General features: G+C 73.9%; 23 protein-coding genes. 8 read left to right on the forward strand and 15 right to left on the reverse strand.

The genetic code is table 11. The annotated features are described in order from the left end of the window. Positions 1-243: 243 nt before the first annotated feature. From ACFCY1_RS20465 to ACFCY1_RS20485, 5 genes are all read right to left on the reverse strand, one after another. Entirely contained in the window at positions 244-1,986 is a 1,743-nt protein-coding gene (locus tag ACFCY1_RS20465) for a multicopper oxidase family protein (RefSeq protein ID WP_375875478.1), read from the reverse strand. Positions 1,987-2,069: 83 nt separating this feature from the next. Next, positions 2,070-3,296, reverse strand: coding sequence for an ABC transporter ATP-binding protein (locus tag ACFCY1_RS20470; RefSeq protein WP_375875479.1), 1,227 nt, complete (start codon positions 3,294-3,296; stop codon positions 2,070-2,072). 75 nt (positions 3,297-3,371) lie between these two features. Continuing rightward, a complete protein-coding gene (locus ACFCY1_RS20475; protein ID WP_375875480.1) occupies positions 3,372-4,205 on the reverse strand; it encodes a carbohydrate ABC transporter permease in 834 nt (277 codons plus the stop codon). Beyond that, positions 4,202-5,092 (reverse strand): carbohydrate ABC transporter permease, encoded by an 891-nt coding sequence (locus tag ACFCY1_RS20480; RefSeq protein WP_375875496.1) that lies wholly within the window; start codon positions 5,090-5,092, stop codon positions 4,202-4,204. Before ACFCY1_RS20480 ends, ACFCY1_RS20475 begins: the two co-directional genes overlap by 4 nt. Before the next feature lie 50 nt (positions 5,093-5,142). After that, positions 5,143-6,420: an ABC transporter substrate-binding protein gene (locus ACFCY1_RS20485; protein WP_375875481.1), complete on the reverse strand. Its 1,278-nt coding sequence runs from the start codon at positions 6,418-6,420 to the stop codon at positions 5,143-5,145. A gap of 274 nt (positions 6,421-6,694) precedes the next feature. Here ACFCY1_RS20485 and ACFCY1_RS20490 point away from each other — a divergent pair, with 274 nt between their 5' ends. Both ACFCY1_RS20490 and ACFCY1_RS20495 read left to right on the forward strand, forming a co-directional pair. Continuing rightward, complete coding sequence (locus ACFCY1_RS20490; RefSeq protein WP_375875482.1) at positions 6,695-7,543, forward strand: universal stress protein; 849 nt, start codon at positions 6,695-6,697, stop codon at positions 7,541-7,543. A 73-nt stretch (positions 7,544-7,616) separates the two neighbouring features. After that, complete coding sequence (locus ACFCY1_RS20495) at positions 7,617-8,180, forward strand: YbaK/EbsC family protein (protein WP_375875483.1); 564 nt, start codon at positions 7,617-7,619, stop codon at positions 8,178-8,180. Positions 8,181-8,202: 22 nt separating this feature from the next. Here the strand turns inward: ACFCY1_RS20495 and ACFCY1_RS20500 are convergent, their stop codons facing one another. From ACFCY1_RS20500 to ACFCY1_RS20510, 3 genes are read right to left on the reverse strand one after another with little or no spacing between them, the layout of a single operon-like run. Continuing rightward, the gene (locus tag ACFCY1_RS20500; protein ID WP_375875484.1) at positions 8,203-9,054 is read right to left on the reverse strand and encodes an ABC transporter ATP-binding protein; all 852 of its coding nucleotides are present in this window, start codon (positions 9,052-9,054) and stop codon (positions 8,203-8,205) included. Further along, on the reverse strand, positions 9,051-10,169 hold the full coding sequence (locus ACFCY1_RS20505; RefSeq protein WP_199823156.1) for an iron chelate uptake ABC transporter family permease subunit: 1,119 nt from the start codon (positions 10,167-10,169) through the stop codon (positions 9,051-9,053). The genes ACFCY1_RS20500 and ACFCY1_RS20505 overlap by 4 nt, the downstream gene beginning before the upstream one ends. A gap of 20 nt (positions 10,170-10,189) precedes the next feature. Further along, positions 10,190-11,188, reverse strand: a complete 999-nt coding sequence (locus ACFCY1_RS20510) for an iron ABC transporter permease (RefSeq protein WP_079272857.1) — start codon at positions 11,186-11,188, stop codon at positions 10,190-10,192. 90 nt (positions 11,189-11,278) lie between these two features. Here ACFCY1_RS20510 and ACFCY1_RS20515 point away from each other — a divergent pair, with 90 nt between their 5' ends. Next, positions 11,279-12,241: an ABC transporter substrate-binding protein gene (locus ACFCY1_RS20515; RefSeq protein ID WP_079272858.1), complete on the forward strand. Its 963-nt coding sequence runs from the start codon at positions 11,279-11,281 to the stop codon at positions 12,239-12,241. 118 nt (positions 12,242-12,359) lie between these two features. On the opposite strand, the gene ACFCY1_RS20520 is transcribed toward ACFCY1_RS20515, so the two are convergent. The 4 genes from ACFCY1_RS20520 to ACFCY1_RS20535 form a co-directional block, all read right to left on the reverse strand. Continuing rightward, a complete protein-coding gene (locus ACFCY1_RS20520; RefSeq protein ID WP_117486839.1) occupies positions 12,360-12,812 on the reverse strand; it encodes a MarR family winged helix-turn-helix transcriptional regulator in 453 nt (150 codons plus the stop codon). Further along, a complete protein-coding gene (locus ACFCY1_RS20525; RefSeq protein WP_158077791.1) occupies positions 12,812-12,964 on the reverse strand; it encodes a hypothetical protein in 153 nt (50 codons plus the stop codon). The genes ACFCY1_RS20520 and ACFCY1_RS20525 overlap by 1 nt, the downstream gene beginning before the upstream one ends. 153 nt (positions 12,965-13,117) lie before the next feature. Beyond that, positions 13,118-13,474 (reverse strand): zinc ribbon domain-containing protein YjdM, encoded by a 357-nt coding sequence (locus ACFCY1_RS20530; RefSeq protein ID WP_117486841.1) that lies wholly within the window; start codon positions 13,472-13,474, stop codon positions 13,118-13,120. 121 nt (positions 13,475-13,595) lie between these two features. Further along, the gene (locus ACFCY1_RS20535) at positions 13,596-14,258 is read right to left on the reverse strand and encodes a TetR/AcrR family transcriptional regulator (protein WP_375875485.1); all 663 of its coding nucleotides are present in this window, start codon (positions 14,256-14,258) and stop codon (positions 13,596-13,598) included. Between the two features lie 99 nt (positions 14,259-14,357). Here ACFCY1_RS20535 and ACFCY1_RS20540 point away from each other — a divergent pair, with 99 nt between their 5' ends. Together ACFCY1_RS20540 and ACFCY1_RS20545 are read left to right on the forward strand one after the other, a co-directional pair. Beyond that, complete coding sequence (locus tag ACFCY1_RS20540) at positions 14,358-15,371, forward strand: zinc-binding dehydrogenase (RefSeq protein ID WP_375875486.1); 1,014 nt, start codon at positions 14,358-14,360, stop codon at positions 15,369-15,371. 193 nt (positions 15,372-15,564) lie between these two features. Continuing rightward, complete coding sequence (locus tag ACFCY1_RS20545; protein WP_375875487.1) at positions 15,565-18,381, forward strand: penicillin acylase family protein; 2,817 nt, start codon at positions 15,565-15,567, stop codon at positions 18,379-18,381. 42 nt (positions 18,382-18,423) lie between these two features. On the opposite strand, the gene ACFCY1_RS20550 is transcribed toward ACFCY1_RS20545, so the two are convergent. Next, a complete protein-coding gene (locus ACFCY1_RS20550) occupies positions 18,424-18,726 on the reverse strand; it encodes a hypothetical protein (RefSeq protein WP_375875488.1) in 303 nt (100 codons plus the stop codon). 175 nt (positions 18,727-18,901) lie between these two features. On the opposite strand from ACFCY1_RS20550, the gene ACFCY1_RS20555 reads away from it, so the two are divergent. From ACFCY1_RS20555 to ACFCY1_RS20565, 3 genes are all read left to right on the forward strand, one after another. Next, a complete protein-coding gene (locus ACFCY1_RS20555; RefSeq protein ID WP_375875497.1) occupies positions 18,902-19,456 on the forward strand; it encodes a YceI family protein in 555 nt (184 codons plus the stop codon). A gap of 144 nt (positions 19,457-19,600) precedes the next feature. Then, complete coding sequence (locus tag ACFCY1_RS20560) at positions 19,601-20,818, forward strand: pyridoxal-phosphate dependent enzyme (protein ID WP_375875489.1); 1,218 nt, start codon at positions 19,601-19,603, stop codon at positions 20,816-20,818. 142 nt (positions 20,819-20,960) lie between these two features. Beyond that, entirely contained in the window at positions 20,961-22,346 is a 1,386-nt protein-coding gene (locus tag ACFCY1_RS20565) for a hypothetical protein (protein ID WP_375875490.1), read from the forward strand. A gap of 58 nt (positions 22,347-22,404) precedes the next feature. On the opposite strand, the gene ACFCY1_RS20570 is transcribed toward ACFCY1_RS20565, so the two are convergent. Then, positions 22,405-23,460 carry an MDR family NADP-dependent oxidoreductase gene (locus ACFCY1_RS20570; RefSeq protein WP_375875491.1) on the reverse strand — a complete coding sequence of 352 codons (1,056 nt, stop codon included), beginning with the start codon at positions 23,458-23,460 and terminating at the stop codon, positions 22,405-22,407. Next, positions 23,457-25,121, reverse strand: coding sequence for a phytoene desaturase family protein (locus tag ACFCY1_RS20575; RefSeq protein ID WP_375875498.1), 1,665 nt, complete (start codon positions 25,119-25,121; stop codon positions 23,457-23,459). The genes ACFCY1_RS20570 and ACFCY1_RS20575 overlap by 4 nt, the downstream gene beginning before the upstream one ends.

The raw sequence follows: 25,121 nt of genomic DNA on the forward strand, positions 1-25,121 counted from the left end.
GGGGTGAGCGCCCGGCGCCACGTACGGCCCGCACCTCGTGCGGCGTGTCACGGACTCCTCCCCCGGGACCCGTGCCCGGCCACTGCGGGCGCGGCCCCGGTGGCACCGGCCCCGGCGGCACCGCCCGAGGTGCTGGAGCAGCCGGAATCGCACGGCCGCTGTACGACTGGTTCTACCCCGGGATCCGGTTCCGAACGCACGTTCCAGGAGCTTTCCTGCGCCGCCGCCGGCGCCCGGCAGCGCTCAGTGATCGAGCGGACGAGGCCGGCCAGGCCATCCCGGCCACCCGGGCTGCTGGGGCCACCCCGGCCATCCGGCCGGCTCCGGCCGTCGCGGCCGGACGTACTCGACCAGCTGCATCATCCCGAGGTCCTCGTGCTGCAGCTGGTGGCAGTGCAGGACGGTGCGGCCGGTGAAGTCCTCGTACTTGACCAGGAGGGTGACGGTGTCGCCCGGCTTGCCGCCGGTCAGGTCGACGGTGTCCTGCCACACCGGCGGGTCGAGCCGTTCCCCGTTGCGGTGGGTGACGAGGACGTGGTTGGTGTGCAGGTGGAAGGGGTGGTGGAAGATCGGCATGGTCTCGTCGGTGTGGATGGTCCACCGTTCGACGGTGCCGAGTTCCAGGGTGTGGTTGACGTACTCGGGGTCGAACAGGCCGTAGGCGGGGTCGCGGGTGAGGTCGCCGCCGGGGTCGGCCGCGGGGGTCGGGTGGCTGCCGAGGACGCGGTAGGCGTTGGGGAACGGCTGGGCGAAGACCTTCGGGTCGACGTGGAAGACCACCCTGCGGTCGCCGCCGGGGTTGGCGATGTCCTTCTCGTCGAGGAACGGCATGCCCTGCGGCAGCGAGGTCGGCAGCTCCATGGGCGGCTGGACGGCCTCCCCCGCCACCTCGATCGTCATCAGCGGGACGGGCACGCCCTTGGCCCGCAGTTCGTACGTCCCGGCCTCGCCGCCCCGGACCAGCACGTCGGCGCGGTTGCCCACGCCCAGCGGGACCACCTCGGTGGCGACCGGCGCGGGGAAGGTCACGCCGTCCATGGCGATCTGGTGCAGCGTCAACTTCCGTTCCCCGTCGGTGACCTGGAGCGAGAGAGCGGTGAACGCGGTCGCCGCGACCAGGCGCCAGCGCTGGACCTCGCCGGGGCGCAGCACGAGGACGGGGTTGACCTCGCCGTTGACGGTGAAGGTGGGCGGGACGGCGGCCAGGGCGTCGCCGGAGGTGAAGCCGGGGACCCTGCCGCCCTTGAGCCGGAGTTCGTTGATGCAGACGACCAGGTCGGCGGCGGCCTTGATCTGCGGCACCTCGTCGACGTCGCCCTCGATGACGATGACCCCGGCCATCCCTCCGGCGATCTGTTCGGCGGTGGCCCCGTGCGCGTGCGGGTGGTACCAGTACGTCCCGGCCGGATGGTCGGTTGGGATCTGGACGGTGGTCAGGTACCGCGGCTCCGGGGCGCCGGCCGCGGCCTCGTCGGCGGTGCGCGGCGGGAACTCCCGCAGGATGTTGTCGGCACGCCCGGACGGCGAGACGTGCAGGCCGTGGGTGTGCAGGTTGAAGGTGTTCACACGGTGCGGCCGGTTGTGGCCGCCGTGGTGCGCCGGGCCTGACATCCCCGACATGCCAGACATCCCGGTCGACCCGGCCGGCTCGACCGGGTTCGGCGGCAGCCCGTTGACCTGGGTCAGCCACAGCACGTCCCCGGCGCGCGCCCGCAGGGTCGGCCCGGGGATGGTCCCGTTGTAGGTGCGCGTGGTGACCGTCCCGTAGCCCGGGACGGAGAGCGTCGTGAACCGTACGTCGAGCGTCTGGTCGAGCACCGCCGCCGGCCCACCGGAGGCCGACCGGGCGCGCCGGACGACGGGCTGCGGGAAGGCGGCGGCCGCCACCGCGGGCCGGGCGAGGATCCCGCCGGAGCCGGCCGCGAGGACGGCTCCGGGGACGGCCTTGAGCACCGATCGGCGACTGATTCCGACATTTTCTCCCATAACCGGGCAATGTAAGTCGGGTCCGGTACGGCAACGGTCAGGCACACCGCGGGCCGGCCGGGGGTTGGGCCTTCCGTACCACGCTACGAACGTTCCGGGTGGGTCAGGTTGGCCCCGGTGCGGGGGTCGAAGACGTGGATGCGCGCCGTGTCCACCCGCAGGTCCAGCGGGCCGCCCTCGGCGGCCCGGGTGGCGGGGTTCAGCCGGGCGACCACCCGGTGCTCCCGCATGCCGGTGTCGGCCCGGCCCGAGTCGGCGGCGAGTTCGGCCAGCTCGGCCAGTTCGGCGAGTTCCGCCAGGGCGGCGAGGCCGCCGGGGCCCTGGGCCGCCGCCGGTCCGCTCTCCTCCGCGAAGTGGACGTAGACGTCCGAGCCGACCGACTCCCGGACCTCGACGGTCACGGTGACGGTGACCCCGCCGGCGTGCCCCTCGACCAGGGCGGCGTCCTCGAAGTCCTCGGGACGGATGCCGACGACCAGTTCGCGCGGCGCGTCCGCGCGCTCCAGGGCGCGCCGGGTGCGGTCGTCCAGCGGCAGGTCGCCCAGCGAGGTGCGCAGGGCGCCGTGCTCCAGCGCGGCGCCGAGGAAGTTCATGCCGGGCGAGCCGATGAACCCGGCGACGAAGAGGTTCACCGGCTCGTCGTACAGCTGCTGCGGCGAGCCGACCTGCTGGACGACGCCGGAGCGCATCACCACCACCCGGTCGCCGAGCGTCATCGCCTCGACCTGGTCGTGGGTGACGTAGACGGTGGTGGTGCCAAGGCGGCGCTGGAGGGCGGCGATCTGGGTGCGCATCTGCACCCGGAGCTTGGCGTCCAGGTTGGACAACGGCTCGTCCATCAGGAAGACCTTGGGGTCGCGGACGATCGCCCGGCCCATCGCGACCCGCTGGCGCTGCCCCCCGGAGAGGTGGGCGGGCTTGCGGTCGAGGTGCCGGGTGAGGTCGAGGACGCGGGCGGCCTCCTCGACCTTGGCGGCGATGGTCGCCTTGTCGACCTTGGCGAGGCGCAGCGCGAAGCCCATGTTGTCGCGCACGCTCATGTGCGGGTAGAGGGCGTAGCTCTGGAAGACCATGGCGATGTCGCGGTCCTTGGGCGCGCGGTCGTTGACCACCTCCCCGGCGATCCGCAGGGTGCCCTCGGTGATGTCCTCCAGCCCGGCGATCATGTTGAGCGTGGTGGACTTGCCGCAGCCGGAGGGGCCGACCAGGATCACGAACTCGCCGTCGGCGATGGTGAGGTCGACGTGGCGGACGGCGAGGGCGCCGTCGGGGTAGCGCTTGGTGATGCCGTCGAGGACGATCTCGGCCACGGTCCGCCTTCCTGGCCCGCCGGGTGGGGCGGGCTCTTCCTGGGAAACCCATCCTGGGAAAACTCGATGTCGGGCTCAGCCCTTGACGGCGCCGGCGGTGAGCCCGGCGACGATGCGGCGCTGGAACAGCAGCACGAAGACCACGATCGGGATCGTGATGATCACCGCGGCCGCCGCGATCGAGCCGGTCGGCTGCTCGAACTGGGAGCTCCCGGTGAAGAAGGCGATCGCGGCCGGTACCGTCCGGGCCGAGGTGGTGGAGGTCAGCGAGATGGCGAACAGGAAGTCGTTCCAGCAGAAGATGAAGACCAGGATGCCGGTGGTGAACACCCCCGGCGCCGCCAGCGGCGCGATGACCAGCCGGAACGCCTGCCACGGCGTGGCGCCGTCCACCTTGGCCGCCTTCTCCAGGTCCCAGGGGATCTCCCGGAAGAACGCCGAGAGCGTGTAGATCGCCAGCGGCAGCGAGAAGGTCATGTACGGGATGATCAGCCCGGGCCAGGTGTCGAACAGGCCCAGCGCCCGCTCGATGCCGAACAGCGGCGAGACCAGCGAGATCGGCGGGAACATCGCGATCAGCAGGGAGACCCCGATCAGCAGCCGCTTGCCGGGGAAGCGCAGCCGGGCCACCGCGTACGCGGCCATGGTGCCGAGCGCGACGGCGACGGTGGTGGCGATCAGCGCGATGCCGATCGAGTTGACCAGGGCGCGGGTGAACTCCGAGGTCTGGAAGATGCCGCGGTAGTTGGCCAGGGTCCACCGGCGGGGCACGAAGGCGCCGTCGGAGAGGGTGCTCGGGTCCTTGAAGGACAGCGCCACGATCCACCACACCGGGAAGAGCGCGTAGAGCACGACCACCAGGTTGGCGATGCCCCAGCCGGTCAGGGCCCGGGCGGGCCGGCCGCTCATCGCCGCTCCGGTTCCGCGCCGGGCGTGGCCGCGCCGAACAGCTTGACGAAGACCAGCGCGATGAGCGCCACGCAGACGAAGATCAGCACCGAGATCGCCGAGCCGATGCCCAGGTTGAGCGCGGTGAAGAGGTTGTCGTAGCCGAGGATCGACACCGAGCCGGTGCCGTTGGAGCCGCTGGTCAGCACGTAGATGTTGTCGAAGATCCGGAAGGCGTCCAGGGTCCGGAAGAGCAGCGCGACCAGGATCGCGGGCTTCATCAGCGGCAGGATCACCAGCCGCAGCCGCTGCCCGGAGCTCGCGCCGTCCACCATCGCCGCCCGGACCGTCTCGTCCGGGACGAGGGCCAGGCCGGCGAGCAGCAGCAGCGCCATGAACGGGGTGGTCTTCCACACCTCCGCGAGGATGATCAGACCGACGGCCGGCCACTGCTCCGTCAGCGGGGCGCTGCCCTCCGGCAGCAGGGCGGCCAGGTAGCCGGTGCCCGGGGTCCACGCGTACTGCCAGGAGTAGGCCGCGACGACGGTGACGATCCCGTACGGCACCAGCACCGCGGTGCGCACCGTCCCGCGCCCGAAGACCGTACGGTGCATCACCAGGGCGAGCGCCAGGCCGAGCACCAGCTCGACGGCCACCGACACCGCGGTGATCAGCACCGTGACACCGAGCGCTTGCCACCAGAACGGCGAGGTCAGCACCGCGCCGTAGTTGGCGAGCCCGACCCAGTGCGCCTGGGCCGGGAAGCGCAGGTCGTAGCGCTGTAGGGACAGGTAGACGGCGTAGCCGATCGGGTAGGCGGTGACGGCGAGCATCACGACCACGGCGGGGGCGCACAGCAGCAGGCCCAGCCGGCTCTCCTGGCGGGCGCCGCGCGAGGGCCCGGCCAGTCCCTGGCCGGCCGCGGCCTCAGCGGGCGGTGGCCCGGGAACGGGCGGTGTCACGGAATCAGCCCCTTCGAACCGAGGGCGTCCCGGATCTGCCCGCGGAGGTCGGCCACGTCCTTCTCCGGGTGGATGCCGGCGGGCGGGGAGAGGGTGTGCGAGATCGCGATGGAGACGTTCTGGTAGGCCGGGGTCTGCGGCCGCACGCTGGCGGAGTCGAGGGCGGCCAGCACGTCGGCGGCGAACGGGTAGCTGGCGGTCAGCTCGGCCGTCTCGTACAGGCTCCGCAGCGAGGGCGGGAGGCCGCCCTTCAGCGCGTTGGCGAGCTGGTTGTCCCGGTCGCGCAGGCAGAGGGTGGCCTCGGCGGCGAGGTCGGGGTGCCGGCTGTAGGCGCCCACCGCGAGGTCGATCCCGCCGATGGTGACGCTGGCGGGGCGGTCGGCGCTCACCGCGGGGTACGGCGCCCAGCGGAAGTGCGGGAACAGCTCCGGCCGGTTGGCCTTCATCGAGGGGTAGACGAAGGGGTAGTTGAGTTCGAAGGCGGCCGTGCCGGACTCCATCGCGAGCCGGTTCTGGTCCTCCATCTGGTTCGACAGCGAGGGGTCGGCGGCCACCGAGGCCGCCAGGTCGCGCATCACCCCGGCGGCCGTGACGGCGGGCGCCCCGAGCGCGGGCCCCTGGGCGTCGGGGGTGAGGATCGAGCCGCCCGCGCTGGTGACCAGCGTGTTGAACCAGACCGTCAGCCCCTCGTACTGGGCGCCCTGGATCTCCACGAGGTGCGGCTTGCCCTCGCGGTCCAGCTCCCGGGCCTGGGAGAGCATCTCCGCCCAGGTGGCGGGCGGGGTCGGCACCAGGTCGTCGCGGTACCAGAGCAGCTGGGTGTTGGAGTTGTACGGCACGGCGTACAGCCGGTCCCGCCAGGTCGCGGTCCGCACCGCCGCGTCGAGGGTGTCGGCGGTGGCCCGCTCGCGCATCGCCCCGGTCCACTCGCGGATCCAGCCGGCCTCGGCGAACTCGGCGGGCCAGGTGACGTCCAGGCCGAGGACGTCCACGCCGGTGTCGTGCGCCGCCATCCGGCGCACCAGCTGCTGGCGCTGGCCGTCGGCCCCGCGCGGCAGCTTGTTGTAGCGGATCGTGTAGCGGCCGCCGGACTGCTGCCCGCAGCGGTCGGCGGCCTGCTGGAGGGCGCCCGAGTCGTCCGGGAAGTTGTACCAGTTCAGGGCGACCGGGCCGCCGCCCCCACCGTCCCCGCAGCCCACCAGGGCGGCGGCGAGCACGGCCAGTCCGGCGGCGGCGCCCGCCCACCGCGAGCGGAACGTGGGGACCCTCGGCATCGTTCTCCCGGGCTGAAAGGACCGGCTGGGGCGGAGCGCTCGGAACGGCGCGACCGGCACGCGGCGGTTCGGCCGACCCTAGCCCGGCGCCCCCGCCCGGCCCGGGCGTGCCGCGCCGCCGCCCGGCCGACCAGCCGGACGGCGGAACCGGGCCCGTCCCGTCACCCACCGCGACCGGCGACGGCTCCGGGAGGCGCCGGTCCGGGCCGGCGCGGATACTGGCCGCACCGAGACCTCCGGGGGCTGGGGCCGCACCGGAACCGAGGAGCACGCCGTGACCGGACCCGTCGTCGTCGGATTCGACGGCTCACCCGAGAGCCTGGCCGCCGCCGCCTGGGCCGCCCACGAGGCGCAGCGCCGCGGCCTGCGCCTGGACGTCCTCCAGGCCTGGCCCCGGCCGAAGCAGATCACCCCCGGGAGCAGGCCCGGCGACCACTCCGCACTGGCGCGACTCGCCGAGCGCGAGCGCGAGTTGCGCACCCTCGCGCCGGAGGTCGAGGTCACCGCCGGCTCCGTGGCCGGCGATCCCGTCGAGGCGCTGGAGGCCGCCGCGCACGGGGCCGCCCTGCTGGTGCTCGGCTCGCGCGGGCTGGGCACCCTGCGCGGCTTCCTGGTCGGCTCGGTGAGCCAGGAGGTGCTGCGCCGGGCGGACTGCCCGGTGGTGCTGATCCGGGCCGGCGGGGACGAACCGGACGGCGCGGTGACGGTCGGCCTCGACCTGGCGCACCCGGCGGACGAGGTGCTGGCCTTCGCCTTCGAGGCCGCCGCGCTCCGTTCGGCGCCGCTGCGCGTGGTGCACGTCTGGTCCCCGCCGGCCGGCAGCGAGTACATGTCCTACGGGGCGATCGGCGGGCTGGAGGGCGAGGTCTCGGCCGTCGAGCACGACGGCCTCGCCCGGGCCCTGGAGCCCTGGCAGGCCCGGCACCCCGAGGTGATGGTGAGCACCGACCTGATCCGCGGCAAGGCCGCCGTCGAGCTGGTGGACGCCGCCGCGACGGCCCGGCTGCTGGTCGTCGGCCGCCGCATCCGGCGGATGCCGCTGCGCCACCACCACCTCGGCCCGGTGGCGCACGCCGCGATCCACCACGTGCACTGCCCGGTCGCCGTCGTCCCGTACGGCTGACCGCGGTCCTCCCGTACGGCCGACGGCAGCCAGGTAGGCCGACCGGGTGGCCGGGCGCGCTACAGTCCGGTCCATGAGTGAGTCCACCGCCCCGCCGTTCGGGAACTTCGCCACCGCCGTGCCGGCCCTGGAGCTCGGCGCGGAGCTCGCCGCGCCCGTCGCCGACGCGCTGAAGAACTGGGACGCGCCCGGAGCGGCCGCCTCGGTGCTCTACGTGGACAGCGACCCGGAACAGGCGGACACCGCCGTGTTCTGCGCGGCCTACGACGTGCCGCCGGAGCTCTCAGCGAACTGCGTGGTGGTCGCCGCCAAGCGCGCCGGGGAGGTGACCCTGGCCGGGTGCCTGGCCCTGGCCACCACCCGGGTGGACGTCAACAGGGCGGTGCGCACCCACCTGGGGGCACGCAAGGCGTCCTTCGCGCCGATGGACACCGCGGTCGAGCTGACCGGCATGGAGTACGGCGGCATCACCCCCGTCGGCCTGCCCGGCGGCTGGCCGCTGCTGATCGACGAGGCGGTGGCCGCGGCCCCGTACGTCCTGGTCGGCAGCGGCCGGCGCCGGGGCAAGCTCATCCTGCCCGGCTGGGCCCTGGCGGAGCTGCCGGGCGCCCTGGTGCTGCCGGGCCTGGCCGGCTGACCGGCTGACCGGCCCGCCGATGTCAGCGCACCCGGGGGGCGAGGCCGACCGGGCAGACCACCGGGGTGCCGTGCACCGGGTCGGTGAGGATCACGCTCTCCACCCCGTACAGCTCGCGCACCAGCTCCGGGGTGACGATGTCGCGCGGCGCGCCCTGGGCGGCCACCCGGCCGTCGCGCATGGCCACCATGTGGTCGGCGTAGCGGCAGGCGGTGGTCAGGTCGTGCAGGACGAGGACGACGGTGCGGCCGCGCTCGGCCGTCAGGCCGCGCACCATCTCCAGCACCTCCAGCGCGTGGCCCATGTCCAGCGCCGAGGTCGGCTCGTCCAGCATCAGGATGTCGGTGTCCTGGGCGACGGCCATGGCGATCCAGGCGCGCTGGCGCTGGCCGCCGGAGAGGGTGTCCAGCGGGCGGTCGGCCAGCTCGTGCAGGTCGGCGGCGGCGAGCGCGTGCTCGACCGCCTCGGCGTCGGCGGCGGACCACTGCCGCAGCAGGCCCTGGTGCGGCTGGCGGCCGTAGCGGACCAGGTCGCGGACGGTCAGCCCGTCCGGGGCGGTGGCGGACTGCGGCAGCAGGCCGATGATCCGGGCGATGGCGCGGGTGGACAGCGAGGTCAGCGGCTTGCCGTCGAGCAGCACGGCGCCGGAGCGCGGGGCGATGGTCCGGGCGAGGCCGCCGAGCAGGGTGGACTTGCCGCAGCCGTTCGGGCCGACGATGACGGTGACCTGGCGCTGCGGCAGTTCGAGGTCGAGCTCGCGCACCACGATGGTGCGGTCGTGGCCGAGGCTGAGCGCGCTGGTCGCCAGCCGGGGCGCTCCGTCGGCGGCCGTCACGGTCCCGGAGGATTCAGCGGTCGCGGGGCGGGCGGTCATGCGGTCCTCCGGGGACGGGTGGTGAGCAGCAGCCAGAGCAGGTACGGGCCGCCCACGACGGCGGTGACCAGGCCGGCCGGCACCTCCAGCGGCGACAGGAGGGTGCGGCCGATCAGGTCGGCGAGCAGGGTGAAGGCGGCTCCGGCGACGGCCGAGGTGAGCACCGGCACGCAGCGCGGTCCGGCGATCCGGCGGGCGGCCTCGGGCGCGGCGAGCGCGATCATGCCGAGCGGTCCGGCGACGGCCACCGCCAGGCCCGCGCAGACCACGGAGACCAGCAGGACGCCGACCCGCAGGCCGCGCACCCGGACGCCCAGCCCGGTGGCGACGGCGTCGGAGAAGCGCAGCAGCGACAGCCGGCGGCCGAGCAGCACGGCGGCGGGCAGGCAGGCCAGCAGGCCGAGTTCGAGGTAGCCGACGGCGTCGGCGTCCCGGCTGTTGAGGGTGCCGACCGTCCAGGCGTATGCGGCGTTGGCGGAGTCGATGGCGGCGCGGGAGAGCATCAGGTTGGTCACCGCGCCGAAGACCGCGCCGATGCCGAGGCCGACGACCAGGAAGCGGTAGCCGTTGCGGCCGGCCCCGCCGCCGAGGGCGAAGGCGAGCGAGGCGGCGGTGGCGGCGCCCGCCAGGGCGGCGGCGGAGGGCAGCAGCTGGGTGGCGACGCCGGTGACGGAGGCGACCGCGAAGGCGGTGGCGCCCTCGTTGAAGCCGACGGTGTCCGGGGTGGCCAGCCGGTTCTGGGCGAGGGTCTGCATCAGGCAGCCGGCGACGCCGAGGGCGGCGCCGACGGCCAGTGCGGCCTCGACGCGGGGCAGCCGCAGCTTCTCCACCAGCAGCACGTCGCGCGCGGTGCCGTCGCCGAAGGCCGCGCGCAGGGCGGTCACCGGGTCGAGGTTCGTCTCGCCGACGGCCAGGCAGACGGCGGTCACCGCGACCACGGCGAGCAGCAGGACGGTGCAGCCGAGCAGCGGCCGGACCGGGACGAGCACCGAGCGGCCGCCCAGGGCGAGCAGCCGGGTGCCGGGCGGCACGGGCGGCGCCGGCCGCCGGGTCGCGGCCGAGGGGCCGTCGGGTTCCACGGCGTTCTCTGCGTCGTTCTCTGCGGTGGTCTTCACAGGGGCCTTCACGGGGGCCTTCACAGCGCGGGCATTCGGTGCGAGCGGACGACGGCGACCAGCACGGGGGCGCCGCACAGGGCGGTCATCACGCCGAGCGGCATCTCGTACGGGCGGGCGACCAGCCGGGAGGCCACGTCGGCGAGCAGCACGACGGCCGGCCCGAGCAGGGCGGAGACGACGAGCAGCCGGCGCAGGTCCGGGCCGACCAGGGCCCGGGCGGCGAAGGGCACCACCAGGCCGACGAAGGAGACCGGTCCGGCGATCGCGGTGGCGGCGCCGACCAGCAGGGCGACGGCGGTCACCGCGAGGGCGCGGGCCCGGCGGGGCTTGTGGCCGAGGCCGGTGGCGACGTCGTCGCCGAGGCTGAGCGCGGTCAGCGCCGGGCCGGAGAGCAGCGCCAGCACCAGGCCGAGCAGCAGGACCGGCAGTACCGCGAGCAGTTGGTCGGTGCCGCGGCCGGCGACCGAGCCGATGGTCCAGAACCGGATCTCGTCGGCGGCCCGGGCGTCGGAGAGCAGCAGCACGGAGGAGCCGGCGTTCATCAGCCCGCTCAGCGCCGCGCCGGCGAGCACCAGCCGGACGGGGTCGTCGCCGGTGCCGCGCAGCCGGGCCGCGCCGAGTGCCAGCAGGCAGCCGGCGCCGGCGCCCAGTACGGCGACGTACGGGCCGACGCTGGCGGCGCTGGCGCCGAGCACGATCGCGATCACGACGGCGAAGGAGGCGCCGGTGCTGACCCCGAGCAGGCCGGGCTCGGCCAGCGGGTTGCGGGCGGCGGCCTGGAGGACGGTGCCGGCCACGCCGAGCGCGAGCCCCACCGCGAGGGCCACCGCGGTGCGCGGGGCGCGCAGGTGGAACACGGTGAACCGGGAGTCGGAGTCGCCGTCACCGAGCAGGGTGGAGAGCGCCCGTGACGGTCCCACGTCGCCCGCGCCGAGCAGCAGGCTCGCCAGTACGGCGAGCAGCAGTATCGCGCCGGCGGGCAGCAGTCCGCGCAGCAGGAGTGATCGGAATGTCACACCGGGCCTCCCCGTCAGGGCCTTACGTATGGTTAGGCTAACCTCAGAAAAACGGTTCGCCCGTAAACTACCATTTCTCGGAGAACACCCATGCTTGGCACCCGCTTTACCAAGACCCTGCTCGGCGCGGCCGTGGTCGGCGCCCTCTCCCTGGGCCTGACCGCGTGCGGCTCCTCGGGGTCCGGCGGGTCCGCGGGTGACTCCGGCTCCTCGTCCACCGCCGCCGCGAAGGGCGGCAAGCGCAGCATCGACACCGCCTTCGGCGCCGTGGAGGTCCCGGCCGAGGCCAAGCGGGTCATCGCCCTCGGCGACACCTCGCTGGACACCGCCCTCGCGCTCGGCGTCACCCCGGTCGGCACCAGCTCCAGCCGCGGCGGCACCACCGCCCCCGCCTACCTGAAGGCCGACAGCATCCCGCTGGTCGCCACGGTCAAGGAGCCCAACCTCGAGGCGATCCTGAAGGCCACCCCGGACCTCATCCTGGCCTCCTCCGGCATCGAGAAGTCCCAGTACGACAAGCTCTCGGCGGTCGCCCCGACCATCGTCCCCAAGGCCGGCGACTGGCGCGAGGTGCTCGCCGTGTACGGCGACGCGCTCGGCCACAAGGCCGACCTGGCCGCCAAGCTGGATGCCCTGGACAAGCGCGCCGCCAAGGCCGGCGAGGGCAAGAGCGGCAGCGCCGTGGTGATGCGCTGGATGCCCAACGGGCCGATCGTGATGAACACCACCAACATGCCCGGCGACCTGCTGAAGAAGGCCGGCGCCGGCACCATGCCGATCGCCGACGGCCTGGGCGCCCAGCCCCACTCGGACCCGCTGTCCCTGGAGAACCTCAACAAGGCCGACGCCGACCGGGTGTTCGTCGCCACCCTGAACGCCGAGGGCGAGAAGGCCCTGGAGACCGCCCGCAAGCAGGAGGCCTTCACCCGCCTCAAGGCCGTCGGCACCAACCAGCTCATGGGCGTCGACGGCCAGGTGTGGAGCAGCAGCTCCGGCCCGATCGCGGCCGAGAAGGTCGTCGAGGACATCGAGAAGGCCTTCGGCGCGAAGTAACCGCGCCCGCCGGGGAATTCCCCCCCCCCGGAGTTCTGAAGGGCCGTCACCGGAGCGGATCCGGTGACGGCCCTTCCGCCGCGGGCTCGGCACCGCCGAACGGGTCGGCAGGGGCGGCTCAGCCCAGCAGCTTCGCCACCACCCGGTCGAGCACGCGGATGTCCTCCGGCGGCAGCGCGAGCAGCGCGTCGGGCGGGGTGCTGAGGATCCCGGTGGCGATCGCGGCCTTCGCCTCGCCCTCCTCGGTGAGGTGGACCAGCTTGGAGCGCCGGTCGACCGGGTTGGTGATGCGCTCGGCGAGGCCGCGCCGCACCAGGTCGTCCACGATGACGCTGGTGTACGGCGGGTCCGCGCCCAGCCGCTCGGCCAGCTCCCGCAGGGTGATCGGGCCGGCGACGAGCCGGCGCAGCGCCCTGACCCGGCTGAAGCTCATGCCGAGGGCTTCGGCGACGCTCTTGCGGCGGTCGTAGCGTTCCAGCACGAGGGCGTTCATCCCCTGCCAGACCCGGGCCGCCGCTCCGGCCTCGCTCCCGCTCCCCTCCGGGTGCCCGCCGCTGTCCAGGCGCTCCATCAGGCGTCCACCATCCCCTTCGTCCGCTCGGCTTCCTCGGCCGCCTCCTCGGCGGCGAGCCGCTGCGCCGCGCGTTCGGCCGTCGCCCGGGCCCAGCGGCCGGAAGTGAGCGTACCGGCGCTGCGATCAATCTCGCTCGCATCGACGCCCACCTCACCGAAACACCACGAGCCCGCACCCGCACCAGCCACTTCGCAGTACTCGGCCCCGCCGAGCTGATGCTCAGCGGGGCCGAGTAACGCCACCCCGAATTAACCAACAGCGTCAGTCCCTCCCGGCGGGGCGCGGCCGTTCGGGCCCGTGGGTCAGGCCTTCTTCACCACGCTGGACTTGAGCTGCATCGCACCGAAACCCTCGACGCGGCAGTCGATGTCGTGCCCGTCGACGCCGTCCACCAGGCGGATGTTGCGCACCTTGGTGCCGGCCTTGATGCCGGAGACGCTGCCCTTGACCTTGAGCGCCTTGACCACCGTCACGGTGTCGCCGTCGCTCAGCACGTTGCCGACGGCGTCCTTGATCACGCGCTCGCCGGCCGGCGCTCCGGCCTCGTCGGCCCCGCCGGGCACCCACTCGTGGCCGCACTCGGGGCAGACCATGAGGGCGTTCATCTCATAGGTGTACTCGCTGGAGCACTGCGGACACGGGGGAAGGTTGTCGCTCATGGGATCAGGATATCCAGGCCGTACGGATCCGGTCCGCGCGGCGATCGGCGAGGTCAGCGGGGGTTGCGCGCGGAGCGGCCGACAGCGGCGCGGACCGCCCGGCCGCCTGCGTTCCGCAGCCTCAGCCCGCGGTGAGCGCGAGCCGGATCCAGCGCTCGGACTCCGCGACCGCCGCCCCCACGTCGAAGGCCTCCGGCGCGGCCGCGGCCTGCACCACCAGCCCCTTGAGCAGCCCGACGAAGGCCGGCGCGAAGGCCACCGGGTCCACACCGGGACGCACCTCCCCGTCCCGCTGCCCCTGCCCGACCACCTCGGCCGTCCACGCCCGGGTCCGGGCGTCCAGCTCCGCCACCGCGCCGGTCAGCTCCGAGGCCCCGGCGAGCGCCTCGGCCCCCAGCACCACGAAGGCCCGGCCCAGGTCGGTCGGGTTGCGGACGCCCTCCAGGCAGCCGCGCGCGAACCCGCACAGCTCGTCGGCGGCCCCCGCCCCGCTGCGCGCCGGTGCGGCCGACGCCATCGCCTCGGCCAGCGCCGCCTCCTGGAGCCGCGCCAGCAGCGCGGCCTTGGAGCCGAAGTAGTGGGTGGCCAGACCCCGGCTGAAGCCCGCCTCCTCGCCCACCCTGGCCAGCGTGACCCCGGTGCTGCCGTGCTCGGCGATCAGCCGGGCGGCGGCGGCGATCAGCGCGGACTCGGCCCGGGCGCGCCGCTCGGCCTGGGTGCGGCGCGCCGGCGCCCCCCGGAGCGCCCCGGCCCCACCGGTTCGGTCCTCATCGTGCGTAGACATGCCACCATGCTAGTGTGAACTTGCTTGTTGAATAACAAGTAACTTCCGGAGCGGCGGGCACTCCCCCGACCCGCCGCCCCCGTGAGAAGGGAAGTCCCGATGACCGCCACGATGCTCGCCGGCCGGCTCGACGTCGCGAAGGGCGCCTTCGCCGTGGAGGAGGTCCCCGTCCCGACCCCCGGCCCGGGCGAGGTGCTGATCAAGGTGGAGGCCGCCGGCGTCTGCCTCTCCGACGTCCACCTGATCGAGGGCATGCTCAAGCCGCTCTACCTCAAGGGCGACAAGGTCACCCTCGGCCACGAGGTCGCGGGCACCGTGCACACCCTCGGCGAGGGCGTGACCGGTACAGCCGTCGGCGACCGGGTGCTGCTGCAGGCCGGCGAGACCCGCGACGGCGTCGTGCACACCCGCGGCGTGGACTACGACGGCGGCTGGGCCGAGTACGCCCTCGCCACCGCCACCACCCTGGTGCCGATACCGGACGAACTCCCCTTCGAGCAGGCCTGCTTCATCCCCGACGCGGTCTCCACCCCCTGGGCCGCGATCACCGCCACCGGCGCCGTACGCCCGGCCGAGGCGGTCGGCGTCTGGGGCGTCGGCGGCCTCGGCGCCCACGGCGTACAGCTGCTGCGGGCGATCGGCGCCTTCCCGATCGTCGCCGTCGACCCGCTGCCGGCCGCCCGCGAGCGCGCCCTGGCCTTCGGCGCCGACGCCGCCCTCGACCCGGCCGACCCGGGCTTCGCCGGGCTGCTGCGCGAGGCCACCGGCGGCCGCCCGCTGTCCGTCGCCTTCGACTTCGCCGGGGTCGCCCCGGTGCGCGAGCAGGCCATGGCCACCCTCGGCGAGCACGGCCGCCTGGTGCTGGTCGGCCTCACCAACAAGCCGCTGACCGTCACCAACGGCACCCTGGTCAGCTACCTGCGCCAGCAGATCCGCGGCCACTACGGCTCCGAGGGCCAGGACGTCGTCGACCTGGTCAACCTGGTCCGCGGCGGCCGGCTGGAGTTCTCCCGCTCGGTGAGCGGCACCTTCCCGCTGGCCGACGCGGCCCGCGCGGTCGAGGCGCTGGAGCACAAGGAGGGCGACCCGATCCGCCTGGTGCTCAAGCCCTGACCCGACGCGCCACCGACCCGGCGCCGCACCTCCGGACTGAGCCCGGCAGGTGCGGCGCCGCTCCTTCCCGACCGACCCGCGGACGGCCAACTCCGCTCCCCCGTACGGGAAATGGCATGCACGCCACTAGCCAACCGGCCAGTAGCACCCCTACCGTCGACTCTTCCGTGAGACTTCGACGGAGGAGTCCGCCTTGCGGTCACGCCAACACCAACGCCCCCGCCCCCGCTCCCTCCGACTCCCGGCCGCCGCCCTCGCCTCGGCCCTGCTCGTCACCGCCGCCCTCACCACCACCCCCACCGCCGCCGCGCCGGCCCCCGCGACCACCGCCGCCAACGACTACTGCGGCGGCCACTGCGCCGACATCCTGCCGCCCGGCGAGAACGGCAACGCCACCCTCGCCGACATCCTGCTCAACCGGGCCTTCGGCACCCGCCCCGCACACACCGACGACCAGCTCGGCCCCTACGCCGCCCTCGCCTCCGGCTACCCCGGCCTGACCGAGGCCAAGCTGCGCGACTTCTTCAACGACGCCTCCTTCGGCGTCCCCGCCGACCAGGTGGCCAGGACCACCAGCCCGCGCCCGGACGTCGCCATCGTGCGCGACAAGGCCACCGGCGTCCCGCACATCACCGGCACCACCCGCTACGGCACCGAGTTCGGCGCGGGCTACGCCGCCGCCCAGGACCGGCTCTGGGTGATGGACCTCTTCCGGCACGTCGGCCGCGGCCAGCTGTCCGGCTTCGCGGGCGGCGCCGCCGCCAACCGCCAGCTGGAGCAGACCTTCTGGCAGGCCGCCCCGTACACCGAGGCCGAGCTCCAGCAGCAGATCGACACCATCGCCGCCCGCGGCGGCCGGGCCACCCAGGCCCTCGCCGACGCCAACGCCTACCTCGACGGCGTCAACCAGTACGCCAAGGAGTCCTACAACGCCCGCACCTTCCCGGGCGAGTACGACCTCACCGGGCACATCGACCCGATCACCAACGCCGGCTCGATCGAGCCGTTCAAGCTGACCGACCTGGTCGCCCTCGCCTCCGTGGTCGGCGCCCTGTTCGGCTCCGGCGGCGGCGGTGAACTGGCCTCCGCCCAGGTCAAGTCGGCCGCCGAGGCCCGGTACGGCAAGGACTCCGGGGACGCGGTCTGGGCGTCGCTGCGCGAGGCGGACGACCCGGAGGCCGTCCAGACCCTGCACGACGGGCAGAGCTTCCCGTACGCCACCGTCCCCGACCACCCGCAGGGCGAGGCGCTGCCCGACCCCGGCTCGGTGGTGCCCGAGCGGGTCGTGTACGACGCCACCGGCTCCGCCGACTCCGCCACCACCGCGGCGAACGGCGTCCTGCCCGGCAACCTGCTCACCGCCCGGCACGGCATGTCCAACGCCCTGCTGGTCTCCGGCGCCCGCACCGACGACGGCCACCCGGTGGCCGTGTTCGGCCCGCAGACCGGCTACTTCGCCCCGCAACTGCTGATGCTGGAGGAGATCCAGGGCCCCGGGATCAGCGCACGCGGCGCCGCCTTCGCCGGCCTGAGCTTCTACGTGCAGCTCGGCCGCGGCCAGGACTACGCCTGGAGCGCCACCTCGGCCGGGCAGGACATCACCGACACCTACGCCGTCCCGCTCTGCACCACCGACGGCTCCCCGGTCACCACCGCCGCCAACTCCTACCTCTGGCACGACCAGTGCCTGCCCTTCGACCGGCTGGAACGCAAGAACGCCTGGAACCCGACCACCGCCGACTCCACCCCGGCCGGGTCCTACACCCTGGTGATGAACCGCTCCCGGTACGGCCTGGTCACCGCCCGCGGCACGGTCGGCGGCGCACCCGTCGCCTTCACCTCGCTGCGCTCCACCTACCGGCACGAGGCCGAATCCATCATCGGCTTCCAGGAGTTGAACGACCCCGGCGCGGTGCACGACGCGGCGGGGTTCCAGCAGGCGGCGCAGGACATCAACTACACCTTCAACTGGTTCTACGCCGACTCGCGCGACATCGCGTACTACAACTCCGGCAGCAACCCGGTCCGCGCCCCCGGCGTCGACCCCGGGCTCCCCGTGAAGGCCCAACCCGCCTACGAGTGGGCCGACTTCGACCCCGTCGCCAACACCGCCCGGTACACCCCGGCGGCCGAGCACCCGCAGTCCGTCAACCAGGACTACTACATCTCCTGGAACAACAAGCAGGCGAACGGCTACACCTCGGCCGGCTTCGGCAACGGCTCGGTGCACCGCGGCAACCTGCTGGACGACCGGGTCAAGTCCCTGCTCGGGAACGGCGGCAAGGTGAGCCGGGTCTCGCTCACCCAGGCCATGGAGGGCGCCGCCCTGGCCGACCTGCGGGCCGAGGACGTGCTGCCCGACCTGATCCGCGTGCTGCGCAGCGCGCCCGTCACCGACCAGGCCACCCTCACCGCCCTGCAGCAGTTGGAGGCCTGGCTCGCCAACGGAGGGCAGCGGAAGGAGACTTCACCGGGCAGCCACGGCTACGCGGACGCCACCGCGATCCGGGTGATGGACGCCTGGTGGCCGCTGGTCGCCGAGGGCGTCATGCGGCCGGGCCTCGGCGACCCGCTGTTCGGCGCGCTGACCGGCGCCCTCCAGATCAACGAGTCCCCCTCGGGCGGGCAGACCGGCCCCGGCGGCGGCCCGGTGAGCGCCAACGAGGCCATCCCGCACAAGGGTTCGGCCTTCCAGTACGGCTGGTGGAGCTACCTGGACAAGGACCTGCGCGCCGTCCTCGGCGACCGGGTGGCCGGCCCGCTGGCCCGGCCGTTCTGCGGCGGCGGCGACCTCTCGGCCTGCCGGACCGTCCTGCTGACCACCCTGAAGCAGGCCGCCGCCCGGACGCCCGCCCAGGTCTACCCGGGCGACGCGGACTGCGCGGCCGGCGACCAGTGGTGCGCCGACACGATCATCCAGCGCCCGCTGGGCGGCGTGACGGACGCCAAGACCACCTGGCAGAACCGCCCGACCTACCAGCAGGTGGTGCAGTTCCCGAGCCACCGCTGAGCGACACCGCCGGTGCCCCCGGCCGGGGGCACCGGCGACCGGTCACCTGGACCGCGCCGCGGTCTCGTCCTCGTCGCCCCGCAGGTTGCCGGCCTCGCTCCGCAGCCGCCTGCCCGCGACCGTGTACGTCCTGGCCGTACCCCGGTTCGTCACCCGGTCGCCGACCGCGCCCGCCAGCTCCCCGATGCTCTCCACCAGCCCGGCGAGCGCACCCAGCAGCGCCGCCTCCTCCTTCTCCGGGACCCTCTCGCGGGCGCTGTCCCGCGCCTTCGGCAGCGCGTTCTCCCGCACCTGCCGCTCCGCCTCGCCGACCGCGTCGACCATCGCCCGTATCCCGCTGTCCAATCCGGCCCCCTCGTCTCCCCGTTCCTCCGACGTACCCCGCGAGCCTTCCCACCCCGTGCCCCACTTAGGCCCAGCCCGGCGCGCGGCCCGCGGGAACTGCCCCTAGCGTGGTCCGGGGACCGCCCGACCAGCCCCGGGCCGAGACCCGGGACCCGCACCAGGAGGCATGCCGACCATGACCGCCAACCTCTCCGAACTCACCGGCGACTACGTCCTCGACCCCACCCACACCCGGATCGGCTTCGTCGCCCGCCACGCCATGGTGACCAAGGTCCGGGGCGCGTTCCACCAGTTCGAGGGCACCGCCCACCTGGACGGCGCCGACCCGTCCCGCTCCTCCGGCCAGGTGGTGATCAAGGCCGAGAGCATCGACACCGGCGTGGAGCAGCGCGACCAGCACCTGCGCACCAACGACTTCCTGGACGCCCCCACGTTCCCCGACATCACCTTCCGCTCCACCGCGGTCGAGGCGCGCTCCGACAGCGACTTCCGGGTCACCGGCGACCTCACCATCAAGGACACCACCCGCCCGGTCACCATCGACTTCGAGTACACCGGCAACGCCGTCGACCCGTACGGCAACCTCCGGGTGGGCCTGGAGGGCTCGGTCACCATCAGCCGCAAGGAGTACGGCGTCACCTGGAACGCGGCCCTGGAGGGCGGCGGCGTCCTGGTCGGCGACAAGGTCGTCCTGGAGTTCGACATCTCCGCGATCCGCCAGAGCGCCTGATCCGGACCCGCCCCGCCCGGAACGGGCCCGGAACGGGCCCGGAACGGGCCCGGAACAGCCGGAACCGGTCCCCCACGAACGGGTTCGCGCCGCGGCCCGCCGAACCGCCGGACCGCGGGGCGGCCGCCCGGCTAGTCTCCTGGCATGCCAACAGAAGACTCCCTCGCGACCGGCCAGCGCTCCCTCGGCGACCCCGCCCTCGACTACCCGCTCTGGCCCCCGCTCACCGCCGGCTGCCCGCGCACCAGCACCGAGGACGTCTCCTACCCCGTCGAGGTCGACTACGCCTACGACAAGGCCGACCCGGCGGGCCTGTTCGCCCCCGCCCCGGTGCGCGGCGGCCTGGAGCGCTGGGCCCCGCTGCTGCCACCGCTGCTCGCGCCGGGCCTGGGCGAGGGCGCCACCCCGCTGGTGGAGGTCTCGCCCGGGGTGTACGTCAAGGACGAGTCCCGCAACCCCACCTGGAGCCACAAGGACCGGCTGAACCGCTGCACCACCAGCGCCGCCGTGGGCGCCGGCGCGCCGGGCCTCGCGGTCGCCTCCTCCGGCAACCACGGCGCCTCGGCCGCCGCCTACGCCGCCCGCGCCGGGCTGCGCTGCGTGGTGTTCACCGGCCCGGACACGCCGCCGAACGTCGACGCCTTCCTCAACGCCTACGGCGCGGTGGTGCTCCCGGTGCCGTGGGAGGCCCGCTGGCCGCTGCTGCGCCAGGTGGTGGACCGGCTGGGCCTGCACCCGGTCAGCAACCTGACCACCACCCACACCGGGCACGCGTACGGCCCCGAGGGCTACAAGACCGTCGCGTACGAGATCTTCCAGGACGTCGGCCTGCCGAGCGCGGTGTTCGTCCCGACCGGCTACGGCGAGCTGCTGTTCGGCGTCTGGAAGGGGTTCGTCGAGCTGCACCGGCTGGGCCTGACCGCCGGGGTGCCGCGCATCCACTCCTGCGAGACGGCCGCCTCCGGTCCGCTCGCCCGGGCGATCGCCGACGGCCTGCCCGCCACCCACGTGACGGTCGGCCCGAGCGACGCCTACTCGATCACCTCCCCGGTCAGCGGCTACCGGGGCGTGCTCGCGGTCCGCTCGAGCGGCGGCCGGGCGCTGACCCTGGACGACGGCCAACTCGCCGACGCCCAGCGGGAGCTGGCCCGGGCGGGGCTGTGGACGGAGCTGTCCGCGGCGGCCGGTCTGGCCGGGCTGCGCAGCCTCGGCGAGCCGGACCTCTCCGACGGCCCGGTGGTCTGCGTGTCGACCTCCAGCGGCTTCAAGGACAAGGGCGTCGGCACCCGCAGGACCGAGCCGGTCGCCCCCGACTGGGACGCGGTCGAGCGCCGCCTGCGGGCGGCCGGCATCACCGGCTGAACGCACGGTGCTTCACCACCGCGAGGCGTGCTGTTCGCCTGCCCGTCCCTGCTCGTAAGGTCGCCGTAGGGTCGGTGTTCGCCGAGCGCCAGCAGGCTTGCACCCTCCGTCAACTCCCGCCTCCTGCCGAAGGGTAGCCACCGTGTCGCGTTCCCTCCGCCGCCTGCTGCCGCTCGCCGTCGCCGTCGCGGCGGTGCCCGTGCTCGCCCTGCCCGCCCTCCCGGCGGGCGCCGCCTCGTACGGCACCCCGACGATCACCTTCTCGGCCGGGTACCTGTCCGGCGCCGTCGGCGCCACCGGCGACCCGACCGTGACGGTGACGGTCGCCCAGTCCGGCGCCGCGGCCTCGGCGCTGACCGTCGCCGCCTCGGCGACCACCCGCAGCGCCGTCGCCCGCACCGGCGACGTGACGGTGAGCGGCACCGGCGGCGCCCGCACCCTGGCGGTCGCCGCCCAGGGCGTCGGCTACGCCGACCTCACCATCAAGGTCACCGGCCTCGGCGGCAAGAGCGCCACCCGCACCCTGCACTACGCCGCCTCCCCCGCCGTCCAGTCCTCGGCGACCAGCCGCTACCTGACCGGCTCCAGCGACGCCTCGGCGGCCGTGGACGCGGGCGGCGGCTTCATCGTGGTCGGCGACGACGAGTCCAACACCCTGCGCCTGTACGACCGCAACAACTCCGGTGCGCCGGTCCGCACCTGGGACTTCAGCTCGGCCCTCGGCGTCTCCAAGGAGATCGACATCGAGGCCGCCACCCGGGTCGGCAACACCATCTACTGGACCGGCTCGCTCGGCAACAACAAGGACGGCGTGGTCAAGCCCGACCGGCACACCGTCTTCGCCACCACCGTCACCGGTTCCGGCGCCGACACCCAGCTGTCCCTGGCCGGCGCGTACCACGGCCTGCGCGACGACCTGATCTCCTGGGACGATGCCCACGGCAAGCGCTACGGCTTCGCGGCCGGTGCCGCCGACGGCCAGGCGCCCAAGCAGATCGACGGCTTCAACGTCGAGGGCCTGGAGTTCGCCCCCGGCAGCACCAGCACCGCCTACATCGGCTTCCGCGCGCCGCTCACGCCGGCCGTCACCGGCGGCCGGGCGCTGCTCGTCCCGGTCACCAACCTCCCGTCCCTGGTGAACGGTTCGGCCGCGCACGCGACCTTCGGCGACCCGGTCGAGCTGGACCTCGGCGGGCTGTCCGTCCGCGACATCCGCCGCAACGACCTCGGCCAGTACCTGATCGTGGCCGGCTCCTGGTCCGCCGAGGACAACTCCGCCCCGTACGCGCTCTACCGCTGGAACGGCCAGCCCGGTTCCAAGCCGACCAAGCTGATCGACCTGCCGACCAGCGACTACGGCGCCTGGGAGGCCGTCACGGACGTCCCGGACCTGGACGCCCCCGGCGCCCGCGCCCAGCTGATCACCGACGACGGCTCCGCCGACCTCTACAACGACGGCACCGCCGCCAAGGACCTCACCCACCCCGAGTGGAAGAAGTCCCGCAGCACCTGGTTCACCCTGGGCTGACCGCGCACCAGGGCCCTTCGGCACATCCGCCGAAGGGCCCTGCCGCACATCCGTCCGCTCAGAGCTCGACCAGCACCTTCCCCCGGTTCGCCGAACGGTCCAGGTAGAGGCCGCGGTAGGCCGCCGGGATGCTGTCGAACCCCCGGTGCAGCGTCTCCTGGTACGCCAGCTCCCCGCTACGGACCAGCGCCCCGAGGTCCCGCCGCAGCGCGGCCCAGTTCTCCTCGGTGAACCACTCCAGCGAGAAGATGCCGCGGATCGTGGTGCGCGGGAACATGATCATCGGCAGCAGCCGCGGCCCCGCCCAGTCCCCGCCGACCTGGCTCCCCCACTGCCAGCAGACGGCCACCCGGCTCTCCACCGCGAGCATCCCGAAGACCACGTCGGTGAGCGCCCCGCCGAGGCTGTCGAAGTACCGGTCGATGCCCTCCGGCGCCAGCTCGGCCAACTCCTTCCGCAGCCGCTCCGGCGCGTCGCCGTCGCGGTACAGCAGCACCCCCTCGAAGCCCAGCTCCCACAGCCGCTCCGCCTTCTCCGGCGAGGCCGTGGTGCCGATCACCCGGGCGCCCCGGTGCCTGGCCAGCTGCCCGACCAGCGAGCCGACCGCCCCGGAGGCCCCGCTGACCAGCACCGTCGACCCGGGGCGCACGTCGAGGAACTTCTCCACCGTCCCCCAGGCCGTCATCCCGGGCCCGCCCAGGATGCCGAGCGCGGTGGTCAGCGGCAGGTCATCGCCGTAGTCGGCGGGGTCCAGCCGGCGGAAGGCCGGGAAGACCATCGGGAAGGTCCCGGTCTGCCAGAAGCTCGGCGCGCCGGTGCTGACCAGGTGGGTGCGCCAGCCGCCGAAGCCCTGCACCAGGTCGCCGACGCCGAAGCGCGCGGCGGGCCCGGCCTCCACCACCTCCATGATCGAGTCCGCGCCCATGTGGTCGCCGATCGGCGTGTCCAGCGCGATGCCCTGGAGGTACGGGTCGACCGAGACGTACCGGGTGCGCAGCAGCATCTCGTCCACCGCGAGCCGGACGTCCACCTCCTCCACGACCTTCCGGTACATCCGCTCGACGTCCGGCACGCCGTCCACGTGCTCCCGCACGACCCACTTCTCGATCCTCACGAGGTGACTCCAAACTGGCGGTCGGCGGGGCCGACCGGTTCGATGAGCAGGGTGGGCGGCGGTGCGCTGTCGTCCACCTCGGCCCTGAAGGGCCTGCCGTCGTCCCGGCAGATGAACTGGACGACGTGCCGGCCGGCCGCCGCCGCCCGGATCAGCCCGCCGGTCGTCGCCCAGACCCCGGAGAGGTAGAAGTTCGCGAGGCCGGGCAGCCCCGGGCCGTTGCGCTTGACCTCCTCCTCCAGGGTCTCGCCGCTCTCCACGAAGGGCTGCCAGCCCAGCACCGTCCCGTTGTAGTTCCCGGTGTAGCGGACCTGGGTGAGCGGGGTGGAGACGTCCTTGACCGCCACCGCGTCCCGCAGCCCGGGGTGGTGGCCGTCCAGGTACTCGACGATGGTGTCGCGCACCCGGCGCTTCGCCCGCTGGTACTCCCGCCCCCGGCCGACCGGCAGGGTGTGCAGCTCCTCGCCGCGCCGCACCCGGGGCTCCTGCTCCGGCCCGGTGCTCAGCTCCCGCCAGGGCGCGATGTCGCAGAAGTAGCTGGCGTACACCACGGTGGTGTCGGCGGGCGACAGCTCCGGGTAGTGGCGGCTGCGGAACTGGACGTTGATGCTCGGGTGCCGGATGCCGGTGAGCCGCTCGGCGACCTCGTCCTCCAGCAGGTAGGTGGTGCACGGGTCCCCGGCCGGGAAGGGCCGGCGCAGGCCGAGGAAGACGGTCACGTAGCCGGGGAAGACCATGCCCGGCTCGGTGATGGTCTGGGTGTACAGCCGGCGGTAGGTGTCGCTCAGGTAGCGGCCCTTGAGCAGGTCCATCATGGTCGTCCGGCCGTCGCAGGCGGCCACCACGATGTCCGCCCGCACCTCCTGGCCGTCGCTCAGCCGCACCCCCACGGCCCGGTCGTCCTCGATCAGGATCCCGGTCACCTTGGTGTTGTACGTGATCTCGCCGCCCAGCCGCCGGTAGCGCTGCTCGATCGAGGTGGCCAGCCCGAGCGATCCGCCCTCCGGCACCCCGGCCGACTGCCCGGCGTGGCAGGCGAGTTGGAAGTAGTTGGGCAGCACCGGGAAGTTGGGGTGCTTCTCGTACAGGATGAAGTTGAACGCCTCGCGCAGCAGCGGGCTGCGGAACTTCGCCGAGTAGTCGCTCATCAGCACCGTGATCGAGCGCCGGATCACGTTGAAGTACGGCAGGAAGGAGGCCAGCATCCGCGTCCGCTCCCACCGCCCCATCAGCCCGACCGGCTTGAGGAAGGGGTAACGGGCCAGCGCCAGGCGGAACTTGCGCAGCCCGGCGCAGAACTGCCGGATCTGCCGGGCGTCCTCCGGGGCCAGGTCCAGCAGGTGGGCCTCCAGCCGGTCCGGATCGGAGTAGAAGTAGACCGCCCGGCCGTCCCGGGTGCGCACCACGTTGAAGACGTCGAAGTTGCGCATCCGCTTGCCCTGCAGTGCGCCGAGTTCGAGCCAGATCTGGTGCATCTCGTTGCCCGGACCGCTGCCCAGCAGCCAGCTGATGCAGCAGTCGAAGGTGAACTCGCCCCGGTCCCAGCCGGTGCAGCAGCCGCCGGGGATCTCGTGCATCTCCAGGATCCGGGTGCGGTAGCCGTTCATCTGCGCGAAGCAGCCGGTGGAGAGCCCGCCGAGCCCGCCGCCGATGATGACCAT

Origin of the sequence: Kitasatospora sp. NPDC056273 (assembly GCF_042268845.1) — a bacterium.
Classification (GTDB): Bacteria; Actinomycetota; Actinomycetes; order Streptomycetales; family Streptomycetaceae; genus Kitasatospora.